Raw genomic sequence first — 13,483 nt, forward strand, 5'->3', positions numbered from 1 at the left:
TCACGGCGTTGAGTGTGCACACCGGGCGGCGACACGCCGATAATCCCCGCCCTGGACGCACACTCAACGCCGCCGAGCGCGCTCGCCCGCGAAACCGCGCACCACATGCGCGCGCACGAACTCGGCCGTCACCTCGGGATCGTCCATGGCGCGGATCGAGGACGGCGTGCTGAAGAGCGAGAAGAGGATGCGCGCGAACCATTCCGCGGCGGCCTCGACGTCGAGGTCCTTGCGCACTTCGCCGGTCAGGCGGGCGGCGGACAGGTAGGGTGCGAAGAAGTCGACGCATTCGCGCAGCAGCACGGCCGCGTCCTTGGTCAGCAACAGGCTGACGGCGTCCTCGTCGAAGTACTTCTCCGACGCGATGGACCGTCGGGCTTGGGTCACGAAAACGGCGGCCTGGCTAAGCTTTTCCTCGAGCGAGCCACCCCGGTCCATGGCTCTGGACATCTCGCGATAGAACCGCTCGGAAGCGTGTTCGGCGCACGCCTCGATGATGGCGGCCTTGTCGCTGAAGTACTCGTAGATGGTGCTGCGGGACACCCCGGCTTGCTTGGCGATGTCGACGATTGTCGCCTTATCCAAACCTTGTTCGCCGAAACAGCTGAACGCGGACTCGACGATCAGCTCGCGGGTGTCGGTGGCCTGGGCCGTTTGAGTCGTCATGGCACCAACGCGCCCCTGGGCACCAGCCCGGCATCGGCCGACGCGAAGGCAGCGTTGACGTCGGCCAGGTGGAACGGCTCAGGCATCAGGCGCTCGAACGGAAATCTGGTGTGCTGCAAGAAGGTCAAGCCGATCGCCAGCGTCACGGGATCGTAGAACATGACGCCACGCACGGATTTGTTGCCGTAGACCAGCACGCTCGGATCCAGCTCGAACGTCCGCCCCACGCCGACATTGCCCACCTCGAGGAGCGTGCCGCCGTTGTTGAGGAACGCGATCCCGTCCGGAATGACGCCCGGCACACCGACGACTTCGAGCACCCAGTCGGCGCCGATGCCGCCGGTGCGCTGGCGGACCTGCTCGGTGACCTCTGCGGTCGAGATCGTGCTCGCGTCGATGCAGTGGGTCGCGCCGTAATCGGCGGCGACGTCCAGCCGTTCGGCGATCTTGTCGATGACGATGACCTCCGCGGCCCCCGCCGTGCGAGCCACCGCCGCCGCGTTGATGCCCAGCCCACCCGCGCCCTGGATGACGACCGTGTCACCCAGCCGCACGTCCCGCAGCGCGAAAAGTACTTGCGCTAGAGCACAATTCAGCGGGGCGACAGCCGCGTCGGCGAGGTCCTCGGGCACCTTGTAAAGCGGCTGGCGCCGGCTCGTGTAGTAGTACTCCCCGTAGGCGGCGACGAAGTGCGGCTCCTGATCGTGCGTCCGGTATTCGCCGGCCATCAGGTTCTGGCACGCATAAGAACGGCCCCGCGCGCACGCGTGGCATTGACCGCAGAACCAGAAATACGGTGTCACCACCCGATCACCGACGGCCAGCGGCTTGCCGGTCGCGTCGGCGGTCAGGCCCTCGCCGAGTTCGGCGATCTCGCCCACCATTTCGTGGCCCATGGCAAACGGGCACGGCAACGGCAATTCGCCGCGGAAGATGTGCAAATCGGACCCGCAGATGCCGGCCATCCGCAACTTGAGCGCCGCCGTCCCGGGCGCCGGTGTCGACAACGGAAAGTCGGCCAGCTCGATCGGCCCGCCGTGGGCGGTCAACAGCGCGAGCTTCGGCATGGTGATCCCCTCAGTTGGCGGGCGCGAGAATCAGCCCGCTCGTAGGTACCCCGGTGCCCGAGGTGACCAAGACGTGTTCGACGTTGTCGACCTGGTTGTACGACGTGCCGCGCACCTGGCGCACCCCCTCGGTAATGCCGTTCATGCCGTGGATGTAGGCCTCGCCGAGCAGGCCGCCGTTGGTGTTGATCGGGAACTCCCCGCCCAGCGACAGCCGCTCGACCGTGGCGAAGTCCTTCGCCTCGCCTCGCCCGCAGAACCCGAGCTCCTCGAGCTGGGTGAACACGAACGGCGTGAAATGGTCGTAGATGAAAGCGGTCTGGATGTCTTGCGGCTTGAGCCCAGAGTCGCGCCACAGCCTGTTGGCGACAACGCCCATCTCGGGGAGGCCGGTGATGTCGTCGCGGTAGTAGCTCGTCATCATCTCGCCGTCGGCGGCCGCGCCCTGGGCGGCCGCGGTGATGATCGCCGGCGGCTGCCGCAGGTCGCGCGCACGTTCGGCGCTGGTGACCACGAGCGCGACCCCGCCGTCGCTCTCCTGGCAGCAATCCAGCAGGCGCAGCACCGGTTCGACGATCCAGCGCGAATTCTGGTGGTCCTCCAGCGTGATCGGGCGCTGGTAGAACCAGGCATCGGGATTGCGGGCCGCGTGCGCGCGGTCCACGACGGCGATGCGGCCGAAGTCCTCGTTGGTGACGCCGTAAGTGGACATGTAGCGCTGGGCGTGCATCGCGACCCACGCCGCGGGGGTGAGCAAGCCGAACGGCGCGTAGTGCGCCATGAACAGCGGGGTCCCCAGGTCGGTGCGCCCGCTGCCGCCGAACCGCATGCCGGAGCGTTCGTTGAAGGCGCGCCAGCACACCACCACGTCGGCAACGCCCGTCGCGACGGCCATCGCGGCGTGCACGACGGTGCCGGCGGCGGCACCGCCGCCGTGGTGCACCCGGGAGAAAAAACTCAGATCGCCGATCCCCACGTTGCGCGCGATCTCGATCTCGTCGCTGGAGTCCATCGTGAAGGTGACCATGCCGTCGACGTCGCCGGGTGCAAGCCCCGCGTCGTCGAGCGCGGCGCTCACCGCTTCGCACGCCAATTGCAGTTCGCTGCGGCCGGATTCCTTGGAGAACTCGGTCTGCCCGATCCCGACGATGGCCGCGGCGCCGGGCAGCGAGCCGCTCACGCGGCCGCCTCGTCGAGCAGGCTGAGGATCGCGGTACCCGAGACGTGATCGCCCAGGCTGTTGGAGCCCTTGAACGTCACCTCGACGAAGTTCTCACCTCCGGTGCCTTCGCTCTTCCCGGTGACGCTGCCGGCGAACCGTAGCGGATCATCCGGAAAGCAAGGCACGCCAAGGCGGATCGACAGCTTCTTGACCATCGCTTCCGGCCCGGCCCAGTCGGTGAGGAACCGCACACAATAGCCGTTGGTGGTCAGGATGTTCATGAACAGGTTCGGCGAGCCCTGCTTGTTGGCGTAGTCGCGGTCGTGGTGTACGGGCATGAAGTCGCGGGTGGCGATCGCACCAGCGACGATCATCGTTGTGGTGATCGGGATTTCGAGTGGCGTGACCTCGTCCCCGACGGAGATGTCGGCCCAGCGCAGGGTGGTGGTGCGGCTCGCGATGGTCGTCATGGGCGTCCTTCCGAATATGTTGCGCCGAGGTGGGCCAGCTGCGCGGTGGCCGGGCCGAGCGTGAGCTCGTTGTGCTTGGCCCACAGGAAATAGCGGTGCAAGGGATAGGTGACGTCGATCCCGATGCCGCCATGGACGTGCTGGGCGGTGGCGGCGACCCGGGCGCCGGCCTCGGCGGCCCAGAACTTCGCGATGCGGGCGGCGCGACGGGCCTCTTTCAATGGCCGCCCGTGTGCGATCAGCCACGCCGCATGCCACGTGGTCCAGCGGATCGCCTCGACGTCGATGAACGCGTCGGCCATCCGCTGCTGCACGGCCTGAAAGCTGCCGATGGGCCGGCCGAATTGTTCGCGGCCCGTGGTGTACTCGGCCGCGATCCGCAGGGCACGCTCAGCGACGCCGAGCTGAATCCCGCACAGCCCGACCAGCGCCCGGGTGTGCAGCGACTCGATCAGGTCTGTCCCGGGGATCAGGTCGGCGTCCGAAACCGTTGCGCCATCCAGGTATACGTCCGCATGCGGTTCGCGGTTAGTGGTCGGCACCGGCCGGATGTCGACGCCGTGGGCGTCGGCCGCCAACAGGAACAGGCCGACCCCGCCGTCGTCCATCGACGCCGGGATCAGTACCGTGTCGGCGAACTGGGCGGCTGGAACCAGCTCCTTGGCGCCGTCGAGGCGCCAGTTGCCGCCGTCGCGCCGCGCGGTGGTGGCGGGGGCCGTGGCATCGGAGCGGCCCGGCTCGGCCAGTCCCGCGGTCAGAATGCGGTTCCGGCGACGACGCCCGGCAGGAAGCGTTGCTGCTGTTCGGGATTGCCGTGACTTGCGATGGAGTCGGCCCCCAGCGCCAGCGTCGCGTAGGCCGGCACCGGAGCCACCGCCCAGCCCACCTCGGCCAGCAGCACCCCGAGCTCGACGAAGCCGCCGCCGTTTCCGCCCACCGACTCCGGCAGCGCGGTGCCCAGCAGATCGACGGCCGCCAGCTCTTTCCACAGTGCGTCGTCGAAGCGAGTGTCGCCGGCTTCCAACTCGGTCAGCCGCTCCGGTGTGGCCCGCCGCTCGAGGAGGTCGCGGGCGAGCTTGGAGATGGTCTCCTGCTCTTCGGTGAAGGTGAAGTCCATGGTCCCCGCCTAGGTGGCCGGCCGGAACTGATGCAACACCAGGTCGTTCTCGAAGCTCTGGTAGTACACCTCGACCCGCATCCCGGTTGTGACGTCGGCCGGGTCGATGCCGGTCAGGTTGGATACCAGCCGCACGCCCTCCTCGAGCTCCACCAGCACGACGACGTAGGGATACTCGAAGAACGGAAACTTCGGCTCGTGCGGCATCACGTAGCTGTAGACCGTGCCGCGGCCGGACGACTCGACGGTGCCCCAGTCCAGGGAACGGCAGTGCGGGCACATCGGGCGCGGCGGGTGGCGCAGCTGCCCGCATCCGCCGCAGCGTTGGATCAGGAGTTTGTTGTCCCGCAATCCATTCCAGAAGAACTCGGTGTCCGGGGTAATGGCCGGCGCCAGTCGGGTCGCCATCAGCGCTCCGGCCTGAATCGCAACACCCGGAATCGCTGCCTGCCCAGGACCTCGCCGTTCTGGTCAGTGTAGGTCGTCAGCCAGGTCAGGAAGAACCCGGTGCCCAGCGCTGTCTTCTTCTCCTCGGAAACCGATTCGTACACCGTCGTCGCGCTGATGACGTCGCCCAGTCGCGGATAGCGCTCGATCTCGAACTCCGAGTTGGTCGCCACCGTGCTGGTGTACCCGGCCTCGTCGAGAAATGCCGTTGGGTTGCTTTTGATTTCGATGGGCGCGCCACCCCGCTCGCCGATGCCCTCCAGGATCGGCGATGGCATCGTCCAGGTCTGCAGCATCACCGGCGGCGACACGATGCCGCCGAACCGCGACTTCTCGGCGAACTCGGGGTCCAGGTAGACCGGGTTCATATCGGCCATTGCGTAGGCCCAGTGCCGGATCATCGGCTGGTTGACCGGATCCGGGGCCAGCGAGGGCTTTCCGGTGCCGCCGGTCGGCCGGCCGACGAGGGCCTTGACCTTGGCGCTGACGGTTTCTGAGTCGGTCACTGACGGCTGTCCTCCTATGTTGCGGTGGCGCGAAGGTCGCGGGGAGCCCGCGGCATGCCTAATCCGGCCATGGCGATGATGTCACGCTGAATCTCGTTGGCGCCGCCACCGAACGTATTGATGACCGCCCATCGGTATGCGGTTTCCAGCGCGCCGCGCAGCGGTGCATCGGTGCCCCGGCGTACCCCGTTGTGGTCGAGCACTTCTAGCAACTGTCGGGCGACCTGCTGGGTCAGCTCGGTGCCGAACACCTTGGCGGCCGACGCCTCTCCCATTTGGAGGCCCATGCTTCCCACACCTTTGGTCATCGCGGCGTTGACGCGAAGGTTGACCAGTTTGTAGGCGGCGACCTGGGCCTCGACCCGGGCCAGCGCGAGTTGCACCCACGGCTGGTCGATGACGCGACCGCTATCAAGTTCGGTGGTGGCGGCCCACTCGAGGGTCTTGTCGAACAGCGGCTCGAGCGCGCCGAGGTTGCCGAGGGCCGCCCGCTCGAAGTTCAACTGGGTGGTGATCAGCTGCCAGCCCTGGTTCTCCCCACCCACCAGCGCGCTGGCCGGGACCCGCACGTTGTCGTAGAACGTGTAGAAGGTGGAGATGCCGGACATCGTGTGCAGCGGCTGCCAGGAGAACCCGGGCGACGAGGTGGGCACGATCAGGATGGAAATGCCCTTGTGTTTCTTGGCGTTCGGATCGGTGCGGGCGGCCAGCCAGATGTAGTCGGCGTAGGCGGCGCCGCTGGTGAACATCTTCTGGCCATTGATCACGTATTCGTCGCCGTTGCGGACCGCGGTGGTGCGCAGGGAGGCCAGGTCGCTTCCGGCTCCCGGCTCGGAGTAGCCGATCGCGAATTCGACGCTGCCGTCGAGTATGGCGGGCAGGAACTGCTGCTTCTGTTCCTCGGAGCCGCACTGCATAAGGGTTGGCCCGACGGTGTTGAGCGTCACCAGCGGGATCGGGGCGTTGACCCGCTGCGCCTCCTCGGAGAAGATGAACTGCTCGATCGCCGAGAACCCGCGTCCGCCATACTCTTTGGGCCACCCGACGCCGAGCAGGTCGGCCGCGGCCAGGGCGCGTATACATTCGCGCACTTCGGGGCCGCCCTCCATGCGTGTGCTGAGAGCGAGGCTGCGTTCGGGCGTCATGACCTGTTCCAGCGCGGCGCGGATCTCGGCGCGCAGGCGCTCCTGCTCAGGCGAGTACTCCAAATCCATCGGTTCAGGCCCCCAGCCGTACCGGCATCCGCTTGACCCCGGGCACCATGGTGGCCCGCATCCGGTCGACCCCGCCCACCAGCTCGAGCCTGGGGAAGCGGCGCAGCAGCTCGTCGAACATCACGCAGGCCTCCAGCCGCGCCAATTGCGCACCGACGCAGGAATGTTCGCCACACCCGAACGCGATGTGCGGGTTGGGGTGCCGGGTCACCTTGAACTCCTCGGAGTCGGCACCGAAGATCTCCTCGTCCCGGTTGGCGGAGCCGTAGAGCATCACCACCACGTCCCACTCGGCGATCCGCTGGCCGCGGATCTGCACGTCGGTCGTCGCGGTGCGCGCCATGTGCACCACGGGGCTGGTCCACCGCAGCATTTCCTCGACGGCGCCGGGGATCAGTGCCGGATCGTCGACCAGCAGGCGGCATTGGTCGGGGTGGGCGATCAGCGCCAGCGTGCCCAGCGCGATCAGGTTGCGGGTGGTTTCGTTGCCGGCCACCAGTAGCAGGTAGGCGAAATTCAGCAGGTCTTCGTCGGTCAGCCGGACACCGTCGATCTCCGCGCCGGCCAGCACCGACAACAGGTCGTCGCGCGCGTCCACGCGCCTGGCGGCGATCAGCTTCTGGAAGTACTCATACAGCTGCCCCATGGCGACCAACGGGTCGAGTTCGATCTCCGGGTCGGCCGTTCCGGTGGCCGCGTCCGACCACACCCGGAACTGCTCCCAGTCATCGGCCGGCGCGCCGATGAGCTCGGCGATCATCCGGGTGGGCAGCGGAGCGGCGATCTCATCGGCGAACTCGTGCACGGAATCCGGCTCGATGCCGTCGAGGATCCCCCGCACGATCTCGCGGATCTTGGGCTCCAGGACGGCCACCCGCCGCCGGGTGAACCCGGAGTTGATCAGCTTGCGCAACTGCCGGTGCCGCGGCGGGTCGGTGAAGATGAGGTTGCCCTCCTGCACCGCGTTCCCCAGCTGCGGGTCGGGAATGGTGATGCCCCGGGTAGAGGTGAACGTGGCCGGGTTGGTGGACACGAACCGGATGTCCTCGTACTTCAGCAGTGCCCAGAAGTGGGTCACGTCATTCCAGCACACCGGCGCCGTCGCGCGCAGCTCGCGGTACGCCGGGTACGGATCGCCCGCATAGAAGTCGGGGGAGTGCAACAGAGAAGCGGGAAAAGCGGTCCGCACGGCGGCCTCCCTGACAGGCGATCCGACACATTGGAGCAATGTGTCTTGCGGCCTTGTGTCTACTCCGCGCCGCCCATCCCTGTCAATACCTCCGCGAAGCCGCAAAATAGCGTGTAATTCGCGCGATTGGTGATTGACGACGTCGGGCCATGGGTGTACACCAAGTGGTTAGATGACCGACGTTCGGGTGAGGAAACGCATGGCCGAGCTACAAACTCCGGGATCTCTTGTCGACACCTACCGGCTCTACATCGATGGGAGATGGGTCGAGCCGGAAGACGGTCGCTACGACGACTTCAACCCGGCCACCGAGCAGTCCATCGGCACGGCGCCCGACGCGAGCGTCGCCCAGGTCGGCGCGGCCATCGACGCGGCACGCCGGGTGTTCGACAGCGGGCCGTGGGGCCGCATGGGTCCGGACGAGCGGGCCGGCTGCCTCAATCAGCTCGGTGAGGCCCTGCTCAAGCACGCCGACGAGATCTTCGCGCTGTCACAGATCGAATGGGGTTGCGTCACCAATGAGCGGATGATGCAAATCGACGGCGCCGGCTACATGTCCATGCATGCGGCCCAGCTCGCGACGAAGTTGGTCGACGAGCCGGTCACTGGCATCGGCGCCGGGACGACGTTGCTGCGCCGCGAGCCGCTCGGTGTCGTGTCGATCCTGACGCCGTGGAACTTCCCGCACTGTCTCAACGTGATGAAGGTGAACAACGCGCTGGCCGCGGGCAACAGCGTCGTGCTCAAGCCCTCGCCGCTGACACCGCTCGCCGGTCTTGCCCTGGCGCGCATCATCGACGAGGAGACCGACATTCCGCCTGGGGTGGTCAATGTGGTCACACCCTCGGGGCTCGAGGCGGCCAAACTGCTCACGACGGATCCGCGCATCGACATGATCAGCTTCACCGGCAGCTCCGCCGTCGGTTGTGAGGTCATGCGGGCCGCGGGCGACGCCATGACGCGGCTGTTGCTGGAGTGCGGCGGGAAATCCGCGAGCATCGTCCTCGACGACACGCAGGTGACCGACGAGATGCTGCGGCAGATGCTGTTCGATTGCTGCTCGTTGCACGCCGGACAGGCGTGCATCCTGCACAGCCGGCTCCTGCTTCCCGATTCGTTGCACGACGACGTCGTCGACCGGCTCGTCGCGCTCGCCGGCGACGTCAAGGTCGGCGACCCCACGGACCCGACGGTGGAAATGGGTCCGCTCATCAGCGCGGCGCAGCGCGAGCGCGTGCAGGCGCACGTTGACGGGGCGGTCAGCGACGGCGCGAAGCTGGCGACCGGCGGCGGCCGCCCGGCCGGCCTGGATGCCGGCTTCTACTTCGAACCGACGATCCTCACTGGCGTGCAACCGGATTCGACGATCGCACAGGAGGAAGTGTTCGGGCCCGTGCTGTCGGTGCTGCGCTACCGCGACGACGACGACGCCGTCGCGATCGCGAACAACTCGTGCTACGGGCTTTCCGGTGCAGTATGGGGCGCCGACGTGGACCGGGCCGTCGCGGTCGCCCGGCGGATGCGCACCGGTCAGGTCGCGGTCAACGGCATCGGGCCGGGCGATGCGCCGTTCGGTGGCTTCAAGCTGAGCGGGTTCGGCCGGGAGAGTGGCGGAATCAGCGGACTGCACCAGTACATGGAGGTGAAGGCCATCGGGATCCCGGCATGACGGGACCCCTCGCCGGGCTCCACGTCGTCGAACTCGCCAGCGAGATCTCAGGTCCCTACGCCGCAAAGCTTTTGGTTGACCTCGGCGCCGATGTCACCAAGATCGAGCCGCCGACCGGAGATCCGTTGCGCCGCTGGGGCCCGTTCCCGGGCGGAATCTCAGACCCGGAGCGCTGCGGCTTGTTCGAGTACCTCAATGCCGGAAAGCGCGGCGCCACAATGGATGTGGCCCAGCCGAACGACCTGGCCGCCACCCGCGAGCTCATCGCCCGAGCGCACCTGCTCATCGAGGATTTCGGGCCGGGAATGTTGGAACGCTGGGGGCTGGGCCCGGACACGTTGAGCCGGCTGAACCCAAACCTGGTGTTGCTGCGCATCTCCGCGTTCGGCCAGTGCGGACCGTGGCGTCACCGGCCGGCCACGTCCTTGACCGTGCAGGCGGCGTCGGCCTGGATCAGCGCCCGGGATCCCGACCGCCCACCGGTGCAGGTCGGCGCCCGCATCCCCGAGTATGTCGCGGGCGCTTACGGCGCGCTGGCCGCGCTGACCGCGTTGCGGCAGCCGCCCGCCGGCCGGGTCAGAGAAGTCGCCGTCTCCCAGCTGGAGGCGCTGCTCTCGACGCTGCCCTATCCGATGCTGATGGCCCAGCGCATGAAAAGCCTTGGTCTGCCGGCGAACCTGCGCTCGGCGCCCATGTTGGGCGTCGTTCGGGCCGCCGACGGCTGGGTGGGCATCAACTGCCTGACCGGCCAGCACTGGCTGGACGTGTGCGCGATGCTCGGCCTGCCCGAGTACGGCGAGCAGCAGATCGCGATCATGATGGGCGGCCCGGACCGCGACGAATTCTTCGGCAAGGCGGAGCCGTTGCTCGCCGCGCAGACCGTTGCCGAGATCGTGGAACTCGCCCAGGCCCTGCGTATTCCGGCCGCCCCGGTCAATGACGGGGCGACCGTGTCGGCCTGTCCCCAGTACGCGGAGCGCGGCTTCTTCGTACAATCCGGCGGGCCCGGCTGGTGGTTCCAGCGGCCCGGGCCGGCGTTCCGCTTCTCCAAAACCCCGGTGCCGCAACCCCGCCCGGCGCCGCACCTGGGCGCGCGCCCCGAGCCGTGGGCCACCGCCGCCCGACCGCTCAACACGACCGAAGGGCCGCTGCCCTTTTCGGGCTTGCGCGTCCTCGACCTGACCACGTTCTGGGCGGGGGCCTACCTGACCTGCTACCTGGGCGCGTTCGGCGCCGACATCGTCAAGGTCGAGTCGATCCAGCGGCCGGACGGGCACCGCTACTCCGGCGCCTTCGCCTACGAGGGCGACGACTGGTACGAACGCAGCCCCATCTGGCAGGGCACAAACCTGAACAAGCGCGACCTCACCCTCGACCTGACCTCCGAACGGGGCCTCGACATCGCCCGACGGCTGGCCGCGGAGGCCGACGTGGTCGTGGAGAACTTCTCGCCCCGGGTGGTCGAGCAGTTCGGCCTGGACCACGGCGGGCTGGTTGCCTTGAACCCCAACGTGATTGCCGTGCGGATGCCGGGTTATGGCCTGCAGGGTTCGTGGCGCGACTACGTCGGGTGGGCGCTTAATTTCGAGCAGACCTCGGGAATGTCGGCGGTGACCGGACATCCGGACGGTCCGCCGTGCAACCCGCAGGGGCCCGCCGATCCCATCGTCGGCGTGCACGCGGCGGTTGCGCTGCTGGCCGCGCTCGAACATCGAAGCCGCACCCGTGAGGGCCAGCTGATCGAGGTCGCCCAAATCCAGGTTGCCGCCTGTGTGACCGCCGAACCGGTGATCGAGTACTCGATGACCGGCATCGTGCGCCCCCGGGAGGGCAACAGGCGGCGCGGCTGCCTGCAGGGCGTGTATCCGACCAGCGCCGACGGCGTGTGGGTGGCGCTGTCGCTGCCCGACGACGGGCTCGTCGACCATGACGTTTTCGACGAGATGGTCGCCGCGTGGACCCGCACCCAGACCGCCGCAAACATCGTGGAAGCCCTACGTGCACAAGGCATCCCGGCGGAGCACGTGATCACCGGCGAGCAGGTGTACGACGGCGACCTGATCGGGGCCCAGCTCGACGCGCGGGGCTACTACGAGGAGCTCGTCCATCCGGTCACCGGCCCGCACCGCTACCCCGGCTGGCCGTTTCGCATCGCGGCCGGACCGCCCCGCCACCACCGCTCCGCCCCGCCGACGCTGGGCCAGCACAACGACGACATCCTGGCCGGACTGGGCCTGTCCGCGGACGAGGTCGCGAGCCTGCGGGCCGACCGGATCATCGGGGAGCGGCCGCTCAACGCCTGAGTGCGAACGCGACTCGTTCGTGGCATATGCGGGCCCGCTGACAAGGTGTCAACGTCGCCAGCCAGTTGCCCTCGATCCCGACAAAGGAAGCACGCGGCCCTGTTGCTTTCCGCTTGGGCTACTTCATCATGTCACGCATGTGGGGTGGTCCCAACTGGCCTGAGGCCGCCGATCGTACTTTTCCGCAAATTGCTAGGATTGGGTGACTTTCCCCAGTATGCGTACAACAAAGCCCAGGAGTTTCAAATGCATGAGCATCGCCACGTCGAATGGGACCCTGACACGAGACGCATCCTGACCACTCGGCTCCTATTGCGCCCATGGGAACTCGACGACGACATCGACGCCTACGGGATATACAGCGTGCCGGACGTTTCGCGTTGGCTGTGTCCGGCGCTGCCAGTGATCAGCGACAGCGCCACCATGCGCCAACTCCTAGGCACATGGATCGCCGAAAGCGATGCGACCGGCCTCCCCCTCGGCCGATGGGCGATTACCGATAGACACTCTGGCGACCTAATCGGCGGAGTGGCGCTACTCCCACTGCCGCCCGGCCGCACCGATCTCGAGATCGGATGGCAGGTTGCACCCGCCAGGTGGGGCCACGGCTACGGTGCGGAAGCCGGTCATGCGGTCGCCCATCAAGCATTCACAAACGTCGGTGTCAGTGAGGTATTCGCCGTCGTGCGGCCAGGCAATCGTCGCGGGGTGGCTACGGCGCGGCGAGTGGGGATGGAATGGGTCGGTGAGACCGACAAGTATTACAACCTGACCCTTGAGGTCTACCGTCTGAGCAAAGCTGATTTGGACTTGCCGGAGCCGGCCTGCGCGCCGGCGCCGGGGTCGCAACAGCCCTGAACATCACACTGTGCGGCCCCTCACGTGCCCCCCGAGCCGTAGTGGGGCGTGGACCCCAGATCGCCAATCAGCCCGTAATCTGATGGCATGGCCCCCCAGGATGCCGACCGACTGCCAGCGACAAGCCGCGGGCGGGCAACGCGCGATCGCATCATCAGCTGTGCCGCGGAGTTGTTCGTGACCGAGGGGGTTTCCGCGGTAAGTCAGGATCGGCTACGGCAAGCCGCCTCGGTCAGTGGCTCACAGTTGGCGCACTATTTTGCCGACAAGGACGCGCTGATTCGAGCCGTAATCGCTCGGCAAACTGAGGTGCTGCTGGACTTTCATCGGCAGGCAGCGCTGAAGAATCTGGATACCTTCGAGGATTTCGAGAAGTGGGTCGAGCTCACCTTGGTATTGAGCCGGCGTCGGAGCCGCCACCCGGCGTTGCCGACGTATGGGATGCTGGCCGGCCAATTAGGCAAGCACAATGAGCAGACGCGCGAACTGCTCGCGGAAGGTTACCGGCAATGGACGGCGCTGTTGCGCCGTGGTCTGTCACGAATGAAGAAGAGCGGGTTGCTCCGTGAGTCCGCTGATCCCGCGGCTTTGGCTAACGTGTTGGTGACCGCGCATGAGGGTGGAGGCCTGATGAGCGGCGCATACGGCAAGACCTGGCCCAATCGTGACGCCCTGATCTTCGCATTGAACTACTTGCGCCAGTTCGCCGTTCGCCCGCCTGACCGACGGCCACCAATCCCAGTGAAAGTCGCTCAGGCTGCCGCGGCCACGGCTCACACGCCGATGCCGATGAAGTCTCTGGCGCGATGACCAGC

Annotated in this window: 12 protein-coding genes and 1 pseudogene; 4 read left to right on the forward strand and 9 right to left on the reverse strand. The window is 67.3% G+C overall.

All coding sequences use genetic code 11. The features are described from left to right. Positions 1-63: 63 nt before the first annotated feature. The 9 genes and pseudogenes from A5678_RS07225 to A5678_RS07265 all read right to left on the reverse strand — a co-directional run bounded on the left by A5678_RS07225 (position 64) and on the right by A5678_RS07265 (position 7,811). Positions 64-666, reverse strand: a complete 603-nt coding sequence (locus A5678_RS07225; RefSeq protein ID WP_068040334.1) for a TetR/AcrR family transcriptional regulator — start codon at positions 664-666, stop codon at positions 64-66. Beyond that, positions 663-1,733 (reverse strand): zinc-binding dehydrogenase, encoded by a 1,071-nt coding sequence (locus tag A5678_RS07230; protein ID WP_068040336.1) that lies wholly within the window; start codon positions 1,731-1,733, stop codon positions 663-665. Before A5678_RS07230 ends, A5678_RS07225 begins: the two co-directional genes overlap by 4 nt. Positions 1,734-1,743: 10 nt before the next feature. Next, positions 1,744-2,913, reverse strand: a complete 1,170-nt coding sequence (locus tag A5678_RS07235; RefSeq protein ID WP_068040338.1) for a lipid-transfer protein — start codon at positions 2,911-2,913, stop codon at positions 1,744-1,746. After that, positions 2,910-3,365 (reverse strand): MaoC family dehydratase, encoded by a 456-nt coding sequence (locus tag A5678_RS07240; protein ID WP_068040339.1) that lies wholly within the window; start codon positions 3,363-3,365, stop codon positions 2,910-2,912. The genes A5678_RS07235 and A5678_RS07240 overlap by 4 nt, the downstream gene beginning before the upstream one ends. Continuing rightward, positions 3,362-4,482, reverse strand: a pseudogene (locus A5678_RS07245) (acyl-CoA dehydrogenase family protein). The gene A5678_RS07240 and the pseudogene A5678_RS07245 overlap by 4 nt, the downstream one beginning before the upstream one ends. A gap of 9 nt (positions 4,483-4,491) precedes the next feature. Continuing rightward, positions 4,492-4,890: a Zn-ribbon domain-containing OB-fold protein gene (locus A5678_RS07250; protein ID WP_068040341.1), complete on the reverse strand. Its 399-nt coding sequence runs from the start codon at positions 4,888-4,890 to the stop codon at positions 4,492-4,494. Continuing rightward, on the reverse strand, positions 4,890-5,435 hold the full coding sequence (locus A5678_RS07255) for a MaoC family dehydratase N-terminal domain-containing protein (RefSeq protein WP_068040343.1): 546 nt from the start codon (positions 5,433-5,435) through the stop codon (positions 4,890-4,892). The genes A5678_RS07250 and A5678_RS07255 overlap by 1 nt, the downstream gene beginning before the upstream one ends. 14 nt (positions 5,436-5,449) lie before the next feature. Then, the gene (locus tag A5678_RS07260) at positions 5,450-6,649 is read right to left on the reverse strand and encodes an acyl-CoA dehydrogenase family protein (protein ID WP_068040345.1); all 1,200 of its coding nucleotides are present in this window, start codon (positions 6,647-6,649) and stop codon (positions 5,450-5,452) included. 4 nt (positions 6,650-6,653) lie between these two features. Further along, the gene (locus tag A5678_RS07265; RefSeq protein ID WP_068040477.1) at positions 6,654-7,811 is read right to left on the reverse strand and encodes a cytochrome P450; all 1,158 of its coding nucleotides are present in this window, start codon (positions 7,809-7,811) and stop codon (positions 6,654-6,656) included. Positions 7,812-8,037: 226 nt separating this feature from the next. On the opposite strand from A5678_RS07265, the gene A5678_RS07270 reads away from it, so the two are divergent. From A5678_RS07270 to A5678_RS07285, 4 genes are all read left to right on the forward strand, one after another. Beyond that, the gene (locus tag A5678_RS07270; RefSeq protein ID WP_068040479.1) at positions 8,038-9,507 is read left to right on the forward strand and encodes an aldehyde dehydrogenase family protein; all 1,470 of its coding nucleotides are present in this window, start codon (positions 8,038-8,040) and stop codon (positions 9,505-9,507) included. Further along, entirely contained in the window at positions 9,504-11,810 is a 2,307-nt protein-coding gene (locus tag A5678_RS07275; RefSeq protein ID WP_068040347.1) for a CaiB/BaiF CoA-transferase family protein, read from the forward strand. The genes A5678_RS07270 and A5678_RS07275 overlap by 4 nt, the downstream gene beginning before the upstream one ends. A 198-nt stretch (positions 11,811-12,008) precedes the next feature. Beyond that, on the forward strand, positions 12,009-12,668 hold the full coding sequence (locus A5678_RS07280; protein ID WP_231983593.1) for a GNAT family N-acetyltransferase: 660 nt from the start codon (positions 12,009-12,011) through the stop codon (positions 12,666-12,668). Positions 12,669-12,755: 87 nt separating this feature from the next. Then, on the forward strand, positions 12,756-13,478 hold the full coding sequence (locus A5678_RS07285) for a TetR/AcrR family transcriptional regulator (protein WP_068040349.1): 723 nt from the start codon (positions 12,756-12,758) through the stop codon (positions 13,476-13,478). Positions 13,479-13,483: the final 5 nt, after the last annotated feature.

This window comes from Mycobacterium sp. E2733 (genome assembly GCF_001667585.1).
GTDB lineage: Bacteria > Actinomycetota > Actinomycetes > Mycobacteriales > Mycobacteriaceae > Mycobacterium.

Bases quoted from the DNA above. Each gene is read 5' to 3' on its own strand.
- A5678_RS07225 (WP_068040334.1), bottom strand. From the start codon at position 666: ATGACGACTCAAACGGCCCAGGCCACCGACACCCGCGAGCTGATCGTC.
- A5678_RS07230 (WP_068040336.1), bottom strand. From the start codon at position 1,733: ATGCCGAAGCTCGCGCTGTTGACCGCCCACGGCGGGCCGATCGAGCTG.
- A5678_RS07240 (WP_068040339.1), bottom strand. From the start codon at position 3,365: ATGACGACCATCGCGAGCCGCACCACCACCCTGCGCTGGGCCGACATC.
- A5678_RS07250 (WP_068040341.1), bottom strand. From the start codon at position 4,890: ATGGCGACCCGACTGGCGCCGGCCATTACCCCGGACACCGAGTTCTTC.
- A5678_RS07260 (WP_068040345.1), bottom strand. From the start codon at position 6,649: ATGGATTTGGAGTACTCGCCTGAGCAGGAGCGCCTGCGCGCCGAGATC.
- A5678_RS07270 (WP_068040479.1), top strand. From the start codon at position 8,038: ATGGCCGAGCTACAAACTCCGGGATCTCTTGTCGACACCTACCGGCTC.
- A5678_RS07275 (WP_068040347.1), top strand. From the start codon at position 9,504: ATGACGGGACCCCTCGCCGGGCTCCACGTCGTCGAACTCGCCAGCGAG.
- A5678_RS07285 (WP_068040349.1), top strand. From the start codon at position 12,756: ATGGCCCCCCAGGATGCCGACCGACTGCCAGCGACAAGCCGCGGGCGG.